Source organism: Bacillus sp. 01N45, from assembly GCF_056399205.1.
In genome coordinates this window covers 697,921-715,581 of the sequence record NZ_JBFTQW010000001.1, presented here as the reverse complement: position 1 = coordinate 715,581, position 17,661 = coordinate 697,921, and the positions used below count along the sequence as shown (strand labels likewise).

At 36.6% G+C, this 17,661-nt stretch carries 20 protein-coding genes and 1 other annotated feature; all 20 genes read left to right on the top strand.

Annotation, left to right across the window (positions count from 1 at the left end):
* Positions 1-104: 104 nt before the first annotated feature.
* Complete coding sequence (locus AC1DMU_RS03770) at positions 105-1,067, top strand: stage II sporulation protein B (RefSeq protein ID WP_088064507.1); 963 nt, start codon at positions 105-107, stop codon at positions 1,065-1,067.
* A 221-nt stretch (positions 1,068-1,288) separates the two neighbouring features.
* Positions 1,289-1,864, top strand: a complete 576-nt coding sequence (locus AC1DMU_RS03765) for a Maf family protein (protein WP_088064506.1) — start codon at positions 1,289-1,291, stop codon at positions 1,862-1,864.
* A gap of 47 nt (positions 1,865-1,911) precedes the next feature.
* Complete coding sequence (gene radC, locus AC1DMU_RS03760; RefSeq protein WP_087957065.1) at positions 1,912-2,589, top strand: DNA repair protein RadC; 678 nt, start codon at positions 1,912-1,914, stop codon at positions 2,587-2,589.
* Between the two features lie 157 nt (positions 2,590-2,746).
* Positions 2,747-3,766, top strand: coding sequence for a cell shape-determining protein MreB (gene mreB / locus AC1DMU_RS03755; RefSeq protein ID WP_000466737.1), 1,020 nt, complete (start codon positions 2,747-2,749; stop codon positions 3,764-3,766).
* 41 nt (positions 3,767-3,807) lie between these two features.
* A complete protein-coding gene (gene mreC / locus AC1DMU_RS03750; protein WP_088064479.1) occupies positions 3,808-4,659 on the top strand; it encodes a rod shape-determining protein MreC in 852 nt (283 codons plus the stop codon).
* Between the two features lie 14 nt (positions 4,660-4,673).
* Positions 4,674-5,219, top strand: a complete 546-nt coding sequence (gene mreD, locus AC1DMU_RS03745; RefSeq protein WP_000975757.1) for a rod shape-determining protein MreD — start codon at positions 4,674-4,676, stop codon at positions 5,217-5,219.
* 35 nt (positions 5,220-5,254) lie between these two features.
* A complete protein-coding gene (gene minC / locus AC1DMU_RS03740) occupies positions 5,255-5,941 on the top strand; it encodes a septum site-determining protein MinC (protein ID WP_000391511.1) in 687 nt (228 codons plus the stop codon).
* 2 nt (positions 5,942-5,943) lie between these two features.
* Positions 5,944-6,741 carry a septum site-determining protein MinD gene (gene minD, locus AC1DMU_RS03735; RefSeq protein WP_000503312.1) on the top strand — a complete coding sequence of 266 codons (798 nt, stop codon included), beginning with the start codon at positions 5,944-5,946 and terminating at the stop codon, positions 6,739-6,741.
* A 133-nt stretch (positions 6,742-6,874) separates the two neighbouring features.
* On the top strand, positions 6,875-7,621 hold the full coding sequence (gene spoIVFA, locus AC1DMU_RS03730) for a stage IV sporulation protein SpoIVFA (RefSeq protein WP_088064478.1): 747 nt from the start codon (positions 6,875-6,877) through the stop codon (positions 7,619-7,621).
* Entirely contained in the window at positions 7,614-8,474 is an 861-nt protein-coding gene (gene spoIVFB / locus AC1DMU_RS03725) for a stage IV sporulation intramembrane metalloprotease SpoIVFB (protein WP_088064477.1), read from the top strand. Before spoIVFA ends, spoIVFB begins: the two co-directional genes overlap by 8 nt.
* Positions 8,475-8,541: 67 nt before the next feature.
* The gene (locus AC1DMU_RS03720; RefSeq protein WP_088064476.1) at positions 8,542-9,930 is read left to right on the top strand and encodes an Rne/Rng family ribonuclease; all 1,389 of its coding nucleotides are present in this window, start codon (positions 8,542-8,544) and stop codon (positions 9,928-9,930) included.
* A 77-nt stretch (positions 9,931-10,007) separates the two neighbouring features.
* Positions 10,008-10,085 (top strand) — a sequence feature (ribosomal protein L21 leader region).
* A 14-nt stretch (positions 10,086-10,099) separates the two neighbouring features.
* Positions 10,100-10,408: a 50S ribosomal protein L21 gene (gene rplU, locus AC1DMU_RS03715; RefSeq protein ID WP_000270907.1), complete on the top strand. Its 309-nt coding sequence runs from the start codon at positions 10,100-10,102 to the stop codon at positions 10,406-10,408.
* An 11-nt stretch (positions 10,409-10,419) separates the two neighbouring features.
* Entirely contained in the window at positions 10,420-10,764 is a 345-nt protein-coding gene (locus tag AC1DMU_RS03710) for a ribosomal-processing cysteine protease Prp (protein ID WP_001973720.1), read from the top strand.
* Between the two features lie 3 nt (positions 10,765-10,767).
* Entirely contained in the window at positions 10,768-11,058 is a 291-nt protein-coding gene (gene rpmA / locus AC1DMU_RS03705; RefSeq protein WP_000944957.1) for a 50S ribosomal protein L27, read from the top strand.
* A gap of 63 nt (positions 11,059-11,121) precedes the next feature.
* Positions 11,122-11,670: a sporulation initiation phosphotransferase B gene (locus tag AC1DMU_RS03700; protein ID WP_088064475.1), complete on the top strand. Its 549-nt coding sequence runs from the start codon at positions 11,122-11,124 to the stop codon at positions 11,668-11,670.
* A complete protein-coding gene (gene obgE, locus AC1DMU_RS03695) occupies positions 11,670-12,953 on the top strand; it encodes a GTPase ObgE (RefSeq protein WP_000497119.1) in 1,284 nt (427 codons plus the stop codon). The genes AC1DMU_RS03700 and obgE overlap by 1 nt, the downstream gene beginning before the upstream one ends.
* Before the next feature lie 137 nt (positions 12,954-13,090).
* Complete coding sequence (locus tag AC1DMU_RS03690; protein WP_000276710.1) at positions 13,091-13,798, top strand: response regulator transcription factor; 708 nt, start codon at positions 13,091-13,093, stop codon at positions 13,796-13,798.
* Positions 13,788-14,870 (top strand): HAMP domain-containing histidine kinase, encoded by a 1,083-nt coding sequence (locus tag AC1DMU_RS03685; RefSeq protein WP_046956287.1) that lies wholly within the window; start codon positions 13,788-13,790, stop codon positions 14,868-14,870. The genes AC1DMU_RS03690 and AC1DMU_RS03685 overlap by 11 nt, the downstream gene beginning before the upstream one ends.
* A gap of 93 nt (positions 14,871-14,963) precedes the next feature.
* Positions 14,964-15,740, top strand: a complete 777-nt coding sequence (locus AC1DMU_RS03680) for an ABC transporter ATP-binding protein (RefSeq protein WP_000114530.1) — start codon at positions 14,964-14,966, stop codon at positions 15,738-15,740.
* Entirely contained in the window at positions 15,715-17,637 is a 1,923-nt protein-coding gene (locus tag AC1DMU_RS03675; RefSeq protein WP_088064474.1) for an ABC transporter permease, read from the top strand. Before AC1DMU_RS03680 ends, AC1DMU_RS03675 begins: the two co-directional genes overlap by 26 nt.
* Positions 17,638-17,661 lie beyond the last annotated feature (24 nt).

Below are 17,661 nucleotides of genomic sequence, written 5' to 3'. Positions count from 1 at the left end.
AAATATATAGGGTTATTTGGCGAATTCCTCTGACAAATATCTCGTTTTTTTGTGAAATGAATATGATATGATGCGGACAACGATAAGAGGTGAGGTGTGAGTGTATGGACAAGCAATCACGAACGATCTCAGTGAAAGTGAATGGAACAGAAGCGAAGTATGAGGAGAAGAAGAAAGATGAATTTGAATGGATGGTAGTAGAAAGTGAAAGACCGAAAAACGTTGTTCCGTTTCAAAAAGCGAAATTGGTGTCTAAGGAAAAAAAACGAAAGAAGTGGAGCAATACGTTAATTGCAATCGTTGCCACTGCGATTGTTATTGGTACGGCTTTTGGGATGGGAATGCTACAGTTACTTAAAGGACAAGGTGCGACAGGGGGAAGCGAAGTAACAGCTTCGAAGCAGATGCGAAATGAAGAATCAAAGGTGGGCGGAACGGCAGAACAAACACCGGCACCAAAAGAGGAAAAACAAAAAGCACAGACAGGAACGTCATTAGATCCAATGAAATTATTTTTTGTGCAAGGAGGGATTTATTCTTCCGAAGAAAAGGGACAGGCCGCTCTTGAAGAGTGGAAAGGTAATGGAGGCGTTGCAGCTTTAAAATCGAGCGGTGATAAGTATGCATTAGTTGTTGGTATTGCTAGCGATGAACAAGGCATAAATCAATTAATGACGCAGTATAAAAATGATAATGTCTCCGTATTGAAAAAGAACTGGGATATAACAGATAAAGCGTTACTTAAAGATGATAAAGAAGTTGGGGCATTTTTAACAAAAGTACAGCCATTATATACTCATTTAGCAAAATATGCTTCCAGCGTACAAGCTAGTGGAAAAAGTAATGCGAAAGATATAGGGGCGATTGAAAAAGAGTGGAAAGCGATTGAAAAAGAAGGGAAAAGTATGAAGCAAGAAGAAGCGAAGAAATTGTATATGTATACGTCAGTAGCTGTGCAAACAGTGAAGGACGGAAAAGATGATAAGGAATCTTTGGCGAAACTAAATCAAGTTATTATTGATGGTATGCTTTCGTATGAAAAAATTGTTTCACAAAAGGCGAAATAATAGGATAATGAAATGATGAGGGAAGAAGTGTAGGTACTTCTTTCTTTTCTTTTGAATTTATAGTAAAGTGCTTTCTCTATGGCAGAAATATAATTGTATGTTAGTAAAGAGGTATTATTTTATATAGAGAAGATAATATTTCTTTCATTTGTGGACAAACTATTCCTTTGATACGATTGTTGTAAATGAGTCTGCTTCATGTGAGAAAGGAAGGAGAAAATATGAAAAAAATTATTTTAGCTTCAGGGTCACCTCGCAGGAAGGAATTACTTGAGTTAGCTGGTGTGCCATTTGAAATTATTGTAAGTGAAGTAGAGGAAAAGATTGGTGCGTATTCCTCACCTTCTGATATTGTTATGTCACTTGCTTTGCAAAAAGCATCTGCGGTAGCAGAAACGAATAGTGATCACATTGTGTTAGGTGCAGACACAATTGTTACATATGAGTTGCGTATACTTGGAAAGCCTTCTAATGAGGCTGAGGCGAAAGAAATGTTGCAATTATTATCAGGGAAAACACATGAGGTGTATACGGGTGTTGCAATTATAGCGAAAGACAAAACAGTCACTTTTTACGAGCGTACAGAAGTTACGTTTTGGGAATTAACAGAAGAAGAAATTGACGCATATGTTGCATCGAAAGAGCCTCTTGATAAAGCAGGAAGTTATGGGATTCAAGGTAAAGGGTCTATTTTTGTTCAACATATTCAAGGGGACTACTATAGTGTAGTCGGGTTACCAATTTCCCGTCTTGTTCGGGAATTAAAACAATTCAATATTGATGTAACCCATGCGTAAAATTGCATGGGATTTTCTTTGAGAGAACAAATAAAAGGGGTGGAGAAATGAACGGTATTCGTGATGTTGTCAAAGAAGAACAGCCACGGGAGCGTTTATTGTTAGAAGGAGCTGGAAGTTTATCGAATCGGGAGCTTCTTGCAGTGTTACTCAGAACAGGTTCTAAAGAAGAAACAGTTTTAAAGTTATCAGATAAAATTTTACATCACTTTGACGGTTTACGTATGTTGAAAGATGCAACGTTAGAAGAGCTTGTCAGTATACATGGTGTTGGGGTTGCGAAGGCAACCCAGCTTATAGCTGCTTTTGAACTCGGTAGAAGAATGGTGCGTTTAGAATATCAAAATAGATATAGCATTCGAAGCCCAGAAGATTGCGCGAGATATATGATGGAAGAAATGCGTTTCCTGCAGCAGGAGCATTTTGTATGTTTATATTTAAATACAAAAAATCAAGTTATACATAGGCAAACAATTTTCATTGGAAGCTTAAACACATCAATTGTACATCCAAGGGAAGTATTTAAAGAAGCGTTCCGCCGTGCAGCAGCCTCTATCATATGTCTTCATAACCATCCCTCAGGAGACCCCACGCCGAGCCGAGAAGATATTGAAGTAACAAAACGCTTAGTAGAATGCGGCCGAATTATCGGAATTGAAGTGCTTGACCATATTATAATAGGCGACCATAAATTCGTGAGTTTAAAGGAAAAAGGTCATATTTAAGACTATGCTTTTTACTTATTTTGTTTTATAATGTGATTTATGAGTTTTTTGTAGAAATTTATCTACAAAAAGGATAAAGATATAAAAAACGTACTGTTTTTATAATATAAATTAAGAAAAAATGAGTCCGTGAAAACAAGAAAGGAAGATAAATAATATGTTTGGATTTGGTGGATTTACTCGCGATCTTGGAATAGATTTAGGAACTGCGAACACGCTTGTATATGTAAAAGGAAAAGGTGTAGTTTTACGTGAACCTTCAGTAGTAGCGTTACAAACTGATACGAAACAAATCGTTGCTGTAGGTAGCGATGCAAAACAAATGATTGGTCGTACACCAGGAAACGTTGTGGCACTTCGCCCGATGAAAGACGGTGTAATTGCTGATTACGAAACGACAGCAACAATGATGAAATATTACATTCAACAAGCTCAAAAATCAAATGGATTTTTCTCACGTAAACCATACGTAATGGTATGTGTACCATCTGGTATTACAGCTGTCGAAAGACGTGCAGTAATTGACGCGACTCGTCAAGCTGGTGCTCGTGACGCTTATCCAATTGAAGAACCATTTGCAGCAGCAATTGGTGCAAACTTACCTGTTTGGGAACCAACTGGTAGCATGGTTGTTGATATCGGTGGCGGTACAACAGAAGTTGCAATTATTTCTTTAGGTGGTATTGTAACAAGTCAATCAGTTCGTGTTGCTGGTGATGATATGGACGATTCAATCATTCAGTACATTAAGAAAAGCTACAACTTAATGATTGGTGAAAGAACAGCTGAAGCATTGAAATTAGAAATCGGTTCTGCAGGCGAGCCAGAAGGTATTGAGCCTATGGAAATTCGTGGTCGTGATTTAGTAAGTGGTTTACCAAAAACAGTACTAATTCAACCAGAAGAAATTGCAGATGCATTAAAAGATACAGTAGATGCAATTGTAGAATCTGTTAAAAATACGTTAGAGAAAACTCCACCTGAATTAGCGGCAGACATCATGGACCGTGGTATCGTATTAACAGGTGGCGGAGCATTACTACGTAACTTAGATAAAGTGATTAGTGAAGAAACAAATATGCCAGTCCTTGTTGCAGAAGATCCATTAGATTGCGTAGCAATTGGAACAGGTAAAGCATTAGACAATATCGATCTTTTCAAAACTGCTGCTCGATAATATTGCAAAATAAAAATCAATGAAATTAAGAGGGTGTGAACGTGCCACAGTTTTTCTTAAACAAAAGATTAATTGTTTTGTTAGTTAGTATTATTCTTCTCGTGGCATTGATTGGAATCTCATTGAAAGAACGGAACAGTTTAACATGGCCAGAGCAGTTTGTTAAAGACACTGTCGGTGTTGTAGAACGTGTATTCCAAAAGCCAGCGAAATACGTAGCTGGATTCTTCGAAAATGTAGAGGATGTAAAGCGCACGTATGAAGAGAATAAAGAATTAAAAGCAAAATTAGATAATTATGCAGGTCTATCAGGGAAAGTAAAACAATTAGAAGATGATAACAAGAAGTTACAAGAGTTAACGGGTAAAAAAGAGTTGAATAGCCAATATACTGAAATTCCATCTACTGTTGTTTCTCGTAATCCAGATAAATGGTACGATTTAATCGGAATTGATAAAGGAGCACAGCAAGGAATTAAAAAAGATATGGCTGTAGTAACTTCACAAGGTTTAGTTGGACGAGTGAAAAGTGTATCTCAGTTTACATCATCAGTAGAGTTGCTAAGTTCTATGAGCCGAACAAATCGTGTTTCTGCTATCGTACAAGGTGATGAGAAAATCTTCGGATTGATTGAAGGTTACGACAAAGAAAAGCACTTACTTCTTTTCACAAAGATCGGCTCTGATGCAGACGTGAAAAAAGATCAACTAGTAGTAACATCTGGACTTGGTGATATTTTCCCGAAAGGTCTTGTAATTGGAACAATCGTTGATGTTCAGCCAGATCCATACGGCTTAACAAAAACAGCTTATGTAAAACCGGCCGCTGACTTGAATGACGTAGAGCATATTATGGTTGCTAAACGTGCAACGCCTTCAGCGCCATTAGAATAGGAGGGGGAGAAGAGATGATGAAGATTCTAAAAAGAGCAGCTCTTCCTCTTTTGCTCCTTTTTGTTTTTCTATTTGAAAATATGTTTGCTACTATTGTTCCAACAGAGGTTTTTTGGAAAGACAGTATAGCAGCACCTCATTTCTTTATAATTGTGTTATGTTTTATTACTGTGTACTATAGTCCGGTCCAAGGGATTTATTACGGACTCTTATTTGGTTTCTTATTTGATACCGTATACACAGAACTTGTCGGTATATATATATTTGCGTATCCGATTTTAGCTTATTTAGTTTATAGTGTGATGAAGATACTACAATTGAATTTATTTATTGTTGCTTCTATTGTACTAGCTAGTATTGTAGCACTAGAGTATTATGTGTATGGATTTTTAACTTTGTTAGGACGTACTCATATGTCAGCGTATGTCTTTTTCACAGATCGTCTCCTGTCTACTTTATTGCTAAATGCAATTTTCTTATTGATAGTTTGTTTCCCACTGAGACGATATTTAGTGCGTCTTTCAAAAGCGATGGAAGAAAAAGAAAAAAGGATTTTCTAATTTTATGTCGAATTGAATCGGTGGGGTGAACTTTAGTGGAAGAAAAAAAGCAACAAAATGTAACAATAAAAGGGACAAAAGACGGAATAACGCTTCATTTAGATGATTGTTGTTCATTCTCTGAATTACTGGAGGAACTGGATGAAAAGCTTTCTACACATTACTATGATGGTGATGGGCGCTCTTTAATTGAAGTGCATGTGAAAGTGGGAAATCGTTATTTAACAGAAGTCCAACAAGAAGAGATTCGTACGTTAATTCGTAATAAAAAGAATCTTGTTGTGGATTCAATTGAAAGTGATGTTATAACGAAAGCAGAAGCAATAGCTTGGAAAGAAGAAACAGAAATTGTCCCTATTTCCAAAATTGTTCGCTCTGGACAAGTTTTACATGTAAAAGGAAATTTATTGTTAATTGGAGATGTTAATCCAGGCGGAACGGTTATCGCTGGGGGGAATATTTTTGTCGTAGGATCATTAAGAGGAATTGCGCATGCTGGGTATTATGGGGATTCGGATGCTGTAATCGCTGCATCTGATATGAACCCGATGCAACTTCGAATTAGTGATGTGGCAATGCGGGCTCCGGAAGAGAAAGAAGACGGAGCGGAGGCGGCAGAATGTGCGTATATTAATGAGAACAATCACATTGTTGTCGATCGACTGCAACTTCTCACTCATCTTAGACCTAATTTAACAAAGTTAGAAAGGGGAATTGTATAGCTGTGGGAGAGGCAATAGTAATTACATCTGGAAAAGGCGGAGTAGGTAAAACTACAACGTCTGCGAACATTGGTACAGCCCTGGCGTTATCTGGAAAGAAAGTGTGCTTAATTGACACAGATATCGGTCTTCGAAACTTAGACGTAGTAATGGGGCTGGAAAATCGTATTGTATTTGATCTTGTTGATGTCGTTGAAGGGCGTTGCCGTTTACCTCAGGCGCTTATTAAAGATAAGCGTTTTGATGATCTTTATTTATTACCTGCAGCACAAACGAGTGATAAATCAGCGGTAACACCTGAACAAATGGATGAATTAATACAAGTATTACGTCAAGATTATGATTACATATTAATTGATTGTCCTGCGGGGATTGAGCAGGGATTTAAAAATGCGGTAGCTGGTGCGGATAAAGCAATCGTTGTTACGACGCCAGAAGTATCCTCAATGCGCGATGCGGATCGTATTATCGGGCTTTTAGAAAAAGAGGATATTGAACCACCAAAACTTGTTATTAATCGTGTGCGTAGTCATATGCTTCATGAGCAGGATATGTTAGATGTTGATGAAATCGTACGTACATTGTCAATCGAGCTTCTTGGTGTTGTCGAGGATGATGATGAAGTTATTCGTGCTACAAATACAGGTGAACCTGTAGCGTTGCAACCGAGCGGAAAAGCAGCGTTAGCTTATCGTAATATTGCAAGACGCTTGTTGGGTGAGAATGTACCATTGCAAGCATTTGGACAAGAAAAGGTATCGGTATTTACAAAGATGAAAAACTTCTTTGGAATCCGTTAAAAGCACTTCGCACATATGCGAAGTGCTTTCTTTTTTCTTCACACGAATATCTTCCTTTCCTAGCTCATACATATGTACAAACTGTATACAACTGTTTCTATGTAAATTAGCTTAACGAAAGAAAGGAGACAGTATGAAGAATAGACGTGTAGAAGAAATTAAAAAACGGATTGCGAAAAGGAAGGCAGAGCAAGAAAGGATGGAGGAAGAGCAGTATTTTGCTGGAGGGAATTTTGATAGTGAAACAGTATTTATTGAAGAAGGAGAAAAGGAAATTCATCCTTTATTTCGAAAAGAAGTATTTTTCTTCAAATTTTTGTTATCAGCAATATTAGTTCTTTCTGTCGCTATTTTATATAAGAATGCACCCTCTTCTTTCGACGGTGCTAAAGCTGTTACAGAAAAAGTGATGAAAGAAGAATTTCAGTTTGCTACTGTAGCGAAATGGTACGAAAAGCAGTTTGGAAAACCACTCGTATTTTATTCACCTACTGAGAAAAAAGAAGGAACGATTCAGCAAAAAGATTATGCCATCCCTGCTTCTGGAAAGGTAATGCAAGGGTTTCAAAAAAATGGCCAAGGTGTATTTGTTCAAACAGCTACAAATGCAACTGTTGAGTCAGTGAATGAAGGGCTAGTTGTTTTTGCAGGTAAGAAAGAGGAACTTGGTAATACGGTTCAAATTCAGCATGCAGATGGAACAGAATCGTGGTATGCGAATTTAAATGACATGACAGTGAAATTATATGATTACGTTTCAAAGAAACAAAAAATTGGAACGGTGAATAATGATGCAAATAATAAAAATGGTAAGTTTTATTTCGCGATAAAAAAGAATGAAAAATTTATTGACCCGATTCAGGTGATTTCATTTGATTAAATATAGAGAAGTTTTAACGAAGATTTCAGTGCATCCGTTGTTTTGGGTTATTATTGTTATTGGTATTTTTACGGCTCGTTTTAAAGAGTTAATACTGTTATTTTGTATCGTTCTTATCCATGAACTTGGGCATGCCTTTGCGGCGGCACACTACAATTGGCGTATTAAAAAGATTCAACTTTTACCGTTTGGTGGTGTGGCTGAGCTTGAGGAACACGGGAATAAGTCATTGAAAGAGGAACTTGTTGTTGTAATTGCAGGGCCTATACAACATATTTGGATGATGGTGGTAGGTTATATAGTGTTTGAAGCTGGTTGGCTGGGTGCGGATTTATATTATTTCTTTATATGGAATAATATAATTATTTTAGCATTTAATTTACTACCTATTTGGCCGCTTGACGGTGGGAAAGTATTGTTTAACGTATTATCATATCGTTTTCCTTATTTACAAGCACATGAAAAGATGATGAAATTATCATGTGTTTTTTTTAGTGTAATACTAGTGTGGCAGTTACTTTGGAATAGTAACAATATTATGATGTGGGTACTACTCATATTTTTAGCGGTGTCGTTATATCAAGAGTGGAAACAAAGACAGTATTCTTTTATGCGTTTTTTATTGGAACGTTATTATGGGAACAAAAGAGGAATTGAAAAGATTGCACCTATTGAAGTGCAATCAGAAGATCATTTATATAAGATATTCACAAAATTTCGTAGAGGGTATAAGCACTCTATTATCGTCCATGGAAAATATAAAGAACATTACACATTGGATGAAAATGAATTACTCTATGCGTATTTTACTGAAAAACGAACAACTTCATCTGTTGAAGAATTAATCGGTTAGTGTTGACGATAGCACTAACCTTTTATTATTGTAAAAGCAAAGAAGATTATAAAGTGAGGAAAGAATTTTGAAAACGTTATATATGAACTATGCAGGATCGGAAAAACGCGTTGCAATTGAAGAGAAGAAAAAAATTGTTGAGTTTTTATGGAAACGAAATGAAGAACAAGAGATTGTTGGGCATATTTATGTTGGACGTATCGTAAGAACGATTGCTGGAATGAACGCAGCTTTTGTAAACATCGGTTTAGAAAAACATGCGTACCTTTCATACGATGATGTACCATCTTCTTATCGTATACATGAAGGGCAAGCGGTACTCGTGCAAGTTGTGAAAGAGGCAATTGATACGAAAGGGCCGAAATTAACGGCAAACATAGAATTTACCGGGAAATATGTCGTTTATATGCCATATGATGAAATGCGTGCGATTTCTCGAAAAATAAAAAATAATAAAAGAAGGCAACAGCTACTCCAAATTGAGGTAGAAGGGACAGGAGGTTATATTTTCCGCTCTGCTTCTGAAAAAGGAGAAATTGAAGAAATACAAGCTGAAATGCAAAGGTTACAGCAGTTATATGAAGAGCTAAAAAGAAAAGAGGGGCAAGGAAAGGCACCGTTACTACTTCATCGACCGGCGACCTTTTTAGATCGTGTATTCCAAGAGAATCCGATTGAAACGATTGAAAAAGTAGTTGTAGATACAAGAAGTATAGTAAAAGAATTAGAAGAAAAGGTCGGAAAAGAAAAAGTATCTTTTTATAATGAAAAATCTTCAATGTTTAACCATTTTGGAATAGAGCGTGAGATCGAGAAAGCACTTCAAAAAATTGTGTGGCTCCCGAATGGTGCTTATTTAATTGTGGAACAAATGGAGACGATGACTGTAATTGATGTGAATACGGGCAAGTTTACTGGAAAACAGAATTTACAAGATACAGTCCTTCGTACAAATGAAGTGGCAGCTGAAGAGATTGCACGTCAATTAAGACTGCGTGATATCGGTGGTATGATATTAATTGATTTTATTAATATGAAAAGAAGAGAAGATAAAGAAAAGGTAAGAGAATGTCTGATGGCTGCTATGCAAAATGATCGCACATATACAAGAGTGCTCGGTTTTACAGAGTTAGGGATTTTGGAGATGACACGTAAACGTAAGAAACATTCTTTACGCGACGTATTACTAGAAGAGTGTGTACCTTGCAAAGCGACGGGGTATGTAATGTCATATGAAACAATTGCGTATGAGTTAGAGAGAGAGCTAATCACATATGGAAATATAGAGGATGAGGCAGTATTAATCGCTGCGCCTAAAAATTTGCAAAAACAATTTTTGCAAAAAGAATTACAAAAAAATATTCCATTTGAAATTTATTTCAAAGATGATATGATCGAAAAGTACGCAATTATTCGTTTTGGAAGTAAAACAGAAATTGTAGAACGGAAAAAATAGTTAGCAGAACATTTATTGACAACCGTCTATGATTCATGATAACATCTTTATGTTATAGTTTATAGCACCTAAACGGCTATATGCTACAACCGCACAAGACAGGTTCCCTAAAGACATTTATGTCTACCTCGTTTTTGGCGAGTCTTAGTAATTAAGAGGAGGTGCAAGTATGTACGCAATTATCGAAACAGGTGGAAAACAAATTAAAGTTGAAGCTGGTCAAGCAATCTACATTGAAAAATTAGATGTTGAAGCTGGTGAAACTGTTACTTTTGACAAAGTTCTTTTCGTTGGTGGCGAAAACGTTAAAGTTGGTAGCCCAGTTGTAGAAGGTGCAACAGTTACTGCGAAAGTTGAAAAACAAGGTCGCGCTAAGAAAATCATCGTTTTCAAATACAAAGCGAAAAAGAACAATCGTAAGAAACAAGGTCATCGTCAACCTTACACTAAGCTAGTTGTTGAAGCTATCAACGCTTAATCCAGGTTAACATGATTAAAATTACGATAAGTCGCACGAAATTAGGAAGTATCCAATCATTTAAAATGACTGGGCATGCCGATTATGCGCCACATGGACAAGATCTTGTCTGTGCTGGAACTACAGCGGTTGTGTTTGGTTCTATAAATGCAGTGGAAGAACTTTGTAATGTGCAGGCAACTATTGAACTCGGAAGTGATGGCGGATTCTTAACGTATGAATTGCCTAATGATTTAGACGTTCATGCAGCAGAAAAAGCACAAACGCTTTTAGAAGGATTGGTTGTTTCGCTTAAGACGATCGAACTTGATTACGGAAAGTATATCCGTTTAATAGAAAAAGTGCAGGAGGTGTAACGTATGTTAAGATTAGATCTTCAGTTTTTCGCATCTAAGAAAGGTGTAGGTAGTACAAAGAACGGTCGTGACTCTCAGTCAAAACGTCTTGGTGCTAAACGCGCAGATGGTCAAACGGTTTCAGGTGGTTCAATTCTTTACCGTCAACGCGGTACAAAAATTTATCCAGGTGTTAACGTTGGTCGTGGTGGCGATGACACTTTATACGCGAAAGTTGACGGCGTAGTACGCTTTGAGCGTCTTGGCCGTGACCGCAAACAAGTGAGCGTATATCCTGTTGCTCAAGAAGCATAAGAACTCACGGAAAACTCTAACCTGAGTGCAGGTTAGAGTTTTTCTATATTAAGGGGTATCTAAATGAATGAAAAATGGACAATTATAGATGCATTGCGTCATTCAAGACATGATTGGCTCAATCGTATGCAGATGGTGAAAGGAAACCTTTCCCTTGGAAAAGTGGAAGAGATTCATAGTCTCATCGATCGTTTTGTCCAAGAAGCGAGACAAGAATCCAATCTGATAGGGCTATCAATGCCTTTATTTTCAGAGTGGATTTTAACATATAATTGGAAACAGCAGCCGTGCTTATTGGAGTACGAAGTATTAGGGAAATTACATAACTTATCTCACTTAGATGAGACTGTATGTATATGGACGAATCAATTTTTCTCAATACTTCAGCATAGTTTAGACGTATATGTTGAAAATTATGTTTGTATCACAATTGAATGTGACGCGGATAATGCTCGTTTCTTTTTTGATTTTCGTGGTAAGCTAACGAGTGTAGAAGAACTACAGAATTGGCTTGCGAACCAAAACAATAAATGGTATTCCATTTCTTATACAGTACGAGACGAAGAAGTCTCAGTTATATTACAACCAATCGAAAAAAGTGTGGTGAAATAATGTTTGTAGATCAGGTCAAGATATATGTAAAAGGCGGCGACGGTGGTAACGGAATGGTTGCGTATCGTCGTGAGAAGTATGTACCTAAAGGTGGCCCAGCAGGTGGCGACGGTGGTAAAGGTGCAGATGTTGTTTTTGTTGTTGAGGAAGGCTTACGTACATTAATGGACTTCCGCTACCAACGTCATTTCAAAGCTGATCGTGGTCAGCATGGAATGAGTAAAGGTCAGCATGGTCGTAAATCTGAAGATTTAATCGTAAAGGTTCCACCGGGAACAATAGTAAAAGATGAAAAAACAGGTGAAATTCTTGCCGATTTAGTAACGCATGGACAAACAGCTGTAATCGCAAAGGGTGGCCGCGGTGGTCGTGGTAACTCACGTTTCGCAACACCGACGAACCCAGCGCCAGAAATCGCTGAGAACGGTGAACCAGGTCAAGAACGTGATGTCACGCTAGAACTTAAAGTGCTAGCAGATGTTGGACTTGTTGGATTCCCAAGTGTAGGTAAATCTACATTATTATCTGTTGTATCATCAGCGCGTCCGAAAATTGCAGAGTATCACTTTACAACAATCGTTCCGAATCTTGGTGTTGTTGAAACTGGTGATAACCGCAGCTTCGTTATGGCTGACCTTCCTGGACTAATTGAAGGTGCACATGCCGGCGTCGGACTTGGACACCAATTCTTACGTCATATTGAGCGTACACGTGTAATCGTGCACGTTATCGATATGTCTGGTTTAGAAGGCCGTGAGCCATATGAAGATTATGTAACAATCAATAGTGAACTAAAAGAATACAATATGCGTTTAACTGAGCGTCCACAAGTTGTTGTTGCAAACAAAATGGATATGCCAGGTGCAGAAGAAAACTTACAAGCATTTAAAGAAAAATTGGGAGACGAAGTGAAAATTTTCCCAATCTCAGCTGTAACGAAACAAGGTGTTCGTGACTTACTATTTGAAGTAGCGAACTTATTAGAAACAACACCAGAATTCCCAATGTACGATGATGTAGAAGAATCTGAAGCAAGTGTAATGTACAAATTTGAATCTGAATCTAATTTTGAAATTACACGCGAAAGTGATGGCACATTTGTTATTTCTGGTTATGATATTGAGAAAACATTCAAAATGACAGACTTCTCACGTGATGAATCTGTACGCCGATTTGCTCGTCAAATGCGTGGAATGGGTATTGATGAAGCCCTTCGTGCACGTGGTGCAGTAGACGGAGATATTGTAAAAATTCTTGAATATCAATTTGAATTTATCGATTAAGACTGCCGAAATATGGCAGTTTTTTTTTATTGTAAATGTCTGATTCATATAGGAAAAAATACCCACTAATTAAATTTTCAATTTATAATAGAACAAGGAGTGGCTTTGGAAGAATTTTTTATGGGGAGAAAACGAACATGTATAAAATATTAATTGTAGAAGACGATGAAAAAATAGCGGGAATATTAGAGGAGCATTTAGAAAGGTATGGCTATCAATCATTTAGAGCAAGTGATTTACGTCATATAAAAGATGAGTTCGTGAAAATAAATCCTCATCTCGTATTACTGGATATTAATTTACCATATTTTGATGGTTTTTATTGGTGTCGTCAAATTCGTACTGTATCGAATGCGCCGATTATTTTTGTTTCTGCAAGAACAGGGGAAATGGATCAAGTAATGGCGATCGAGAATGGCGGAGATGATTACATTACGAAGCCATTCCATTTAGATATTGTAATGGCTAAGGTGAAAAGTGCACTTCGCCGTGGCTATGGTGAGTATGCCTCTGTTGCTGAGAGTGATTGTTTAGGTGTAAATGGACTGTTGTTATTTCCGTCCCAGCACATTGTTGAGTGGCAGGGGCAACAAACGGAGCTGACAAAAAATGAATTTTACTTATTAGAATGTTTAATGAAACAAGCAAATCAATATGTAACGCGTGAAGAACTGTTAGAAGCCCTGTGGGACGAGGTAGCTTTTGTTGATGATAATACATTAACCGTAAATGTAAAACGCGTAAGGAAGAAACTAGAGGAGCTAGGCATTCAAAATGCAATTGTAACGAAACGCGGATATGGTTATGCGCTTCTTACAGAGTGGGGCGAAGGGCATGAAGGTTAAAAATTACCTCATGGACCGTTTTTCTTTACTTCTTTCTTATATTATTAGCCTTTGTTTATTTGGGCTCGTTTTGCAGTTGCAAAGTCTTTTAGAAAAAAGATCCATTGATTGGAGTACGTGGTTATATGGGCTTTTATTAGGGACAGTTGTATTTACTGTATACCTCATTTACGATTATCGAAAACGAAGTGTATTTTTAAAAAGAATCGAAAAATATGTTGCTAGCGGAAATACATTACACGACTCTTTACTTATTGATACTTCTTATACGTCAGAGCAAGAGATGGTTGTTGAATCGTTTACGCTATTAAGACAGCAATATATGAATGAAGTTCATAAACAACATGCGAAAGAACAACAGCAAATGATATTTATGAACCAATGGATTCATCAAATGAAAACACCAGTATCGGTTATAGAATTGCTATTGCAAAAGTTTGGTAAAGAGCATCGTGAAGCAAGAGCAACAGTTGAAAGTATTCGTGAAGAAAATAATCGTATACTAAATGGTTTAGATTTAGCGTTACATATGGCAAGGTTAGAGCAATTTGCGAAAGATTATAAAGTAGAAGTAGTAAATGTGATAGATATCATCAGGGGTATTATTAATGAAAATCGAAAATCTTTCATTCAATCGTCGGTATTTCCGAAAGTAATGTTTGATGAAGATACCTGTATGGTTGCATCTGATAGAAAATGGCTCAGTATTGCTATAGGGCAAATTGTTGTAAATGCAATTAAGTATACGAAAATTTCAGAAGCAGAGAAAAAGGAAATTCAATTTCAAATTGAAGAGAAAGATCAAAAGGTGTTACTACATATTAAGGACAATGGAATTGGTATTCCAGAGCAAGATGTAAAACGTATATTTGATCCATTCTTTACGGGAATAAATGGCCGTAAAACGAGAGAAGCGACTGGAATGGGTTTATATATTACGAAGGAAATTTGCGATAATTTACATCATGGAATGTATGTGCAATCGGCTGAAGGGGAAGGGACAACATTCACGTTCCAATTTGCAAAAGATGAAGAATATCATACATTAATGAGAAAAATGACAAAACTGTAAGATAACAAAACGTTTTGTAAGGGAAATCACTCGTTTCTTTTTCTTATTTTTCTTATAGTAAGTGTAAGAAGAAAACACATAGGGGGACTAGAAATGAGTGTTCTTGAAGTAAAAGGATTAACAAAAGTGTACCAATCAAAAGGTTCAGTAGCGACGACTGCTTTAAACGATATAAATTTTAAAATAGAAGAAGGCGAATTTGTAGGAATTATGGGGCCTTCAGGGAGCGGGAAAACAACGCTTTTAAACTTATTAGCAACAATTGATAAGCAAACTTCAGGTCATGTGCTTGTAAATGGTGAAGAAATTAATCAAATGCGTGCTGCAAAATTAGCGGAGTTTCGTCGTACACATTTAGGATTCATCTTCCAGGATTTTAACTTACTTGATACGTTATCGATTAAAGAAAATATCATTTTACCACTTGTAATGGCGAAGAAATCTGTAAATGAAATCGATGCGAAAGTGCTTGAGATTGCAAAGTTTTTAAACATCGAAGAAATTTTAAATAAAAAAGTATATGAAGTGTCAGGCGGACAACAACAACGTGCAGCAGCAGCGAGAGCGATCATTCATGAACCTACGCTAATTTTAGCGGATGAGCCAACTGGAAACTTAGATTCGAAGTCAGCAAAATCATTAATGAGTGCATTGCAAGATTTACATGAACAAAAGAAAGTGACAATTGCAATGGTAACGCATGATCCAGTAGCAGCGAGTTATTGCGAACGTATTCTTTTCATTCGCGACGGAGAAATTTTCTCAGAAATACATAAAGGAAGAACGAAACAAGCCTTTTTCCAAGAAATTCTGGACGTACTTGCGATGCTAGGAGGAGAATATCATGAACTTTCGCCAGCTCGCGCTTAATAACGTAAAAGGAAATTGGCGTAATTATAAAGCTTTCCTTATTAGTAGCTGTTTATCGATTGTCGTATTTTTCATGTATGCTTCCTTTATTTATCATCCAGATGTCGTAAGTGGTAATATTATTATGAGAGAGATGATTTCAAAAGGGCTAGAATCGATGAATTATATTGTAGTCATCTTCTCAGCACTCTTTATTTTATATGCAAATTCAACATTTTTACGAGCAAGAAAAAAAGAGTTTGGTCTATTAACATTAATAGGTGGAACAAAATCTCAACTTGGCCGAATGATTATATTAGAACAGCTTATGTTAGGTAGTATTGCAATTGTAGTAGGTATTGGGCTTGGTATGCTTTGTTCGAAATTATTTTTCCAAGCATTAAGCGTAATATTGAAAATAGATAAAACACTTCCACTCGTATGGAATAGTAAAGCAATTCTTATGACAGCAGGTGTATACTTTATTCTATTTTTAATCCTATCATTGTTTAGTGTTTGGACAGTAGGACGCTTGCAAATTATTGATTTATTAAGAGAAGCAAGAAAACAAAAAGTAGAACCTTTTGCATTTACATCGTTATGTGTAGTTGGTATAGGATGTATTATTGTTGCATATGTACTTAGCTTCCAAGTGACATTTATGAATTTTATCATTCTGTTTTTACCGATTGTAGGGCTGACGATAGGCGGAACTTATTTACTGTTTACACAAGGTAGTACAGTCGTATTAAAAGCATTGCAAAAAAGAAAAAAATCTTTTTATACATACCCAAATATGTTCGTACTTAGCAATCTTATTTATAAAATGAAAGATAACGCTCGTTTTCTATTTGTAATTTCTATTATTACGGCGGTTGTATCTTCAGCAGTTGGTACACTGTACGTATTTTTTGAGGATATGAGTTATAAGGCAGCAACTAGTACCCCGCATGCTATTTCGTATGAGGAAAAGGGAATAAATACGCATAATGTCATAAAAGAAGGGAAAACAAAAGAATTAATAAAAAAACACGGATTTGAAGATGCACGAGAAGTAACGTACGTAAAACTTCCTGGAAGTCAAAAAATCACGATGTTTAACGGTGAACATGAAGTGCCAATGGCGATTGTTTCAGAAAAAGAATATAACGCTGAAGTACGTAAACAAAAGAGAGAGCAAGTTAGAGAAGTTCATAATGCACCAGGTAGTGCAACGATGGTCATAATGGATATAGCGAACGACATGATGAAGATAGATCGTTCAAAACCGTATGAATTTAAAATGAACGGCCAAACGCAGTCTGTTCAATTAAATGAGCCAACTCCATTTTCTGTTTTTAATGATAGTGAATATCTCATTGTGAATGATCAAGATTTTGAGAAATACGCAAAGCTTGTACAGGATGAAGAAAAGACGAAATATTACGGTTATTATATAGAAGACTGGAAAAGTACGGAAGACCTTGTGTTAGATTTGAAAAATGAAATTGCACCAGATAAGCAAATGGAACTAAACAACTCAGTGCTTGCTTATAAAGATATAAGGGAATCAGGAGCAATTACGATGTTTATCGGTTTCTTCGTAGCTGTGCTGTTCTTTTTCTTCGCTTGTAGTATGACATACTTTAAATGGTTTAACGATAAAGAACAAGATCGTATTCAATTTAAATCGTTAAAGAGAATAGGTATGACAGATAAAGAAATTCGCAAAATTGCAATTCGACAAATGGGCGTTATCTTCTTTATCCCAATTTTAATCGGTGCAATTCATAGTGGATTTGCTCTTCATACGTTAGGGAAAATGCTTTATATCGATTTGTGGAAATCAGGAGCGATTGTAATTGGGACGTACGTTGTAGCTTCTGCGATTTACTTTATGATTGCACAAAGAGGATATTTGAAACACGTGCAAAGCTAGAGAAACCTCTAGCTTTTTGCCTAT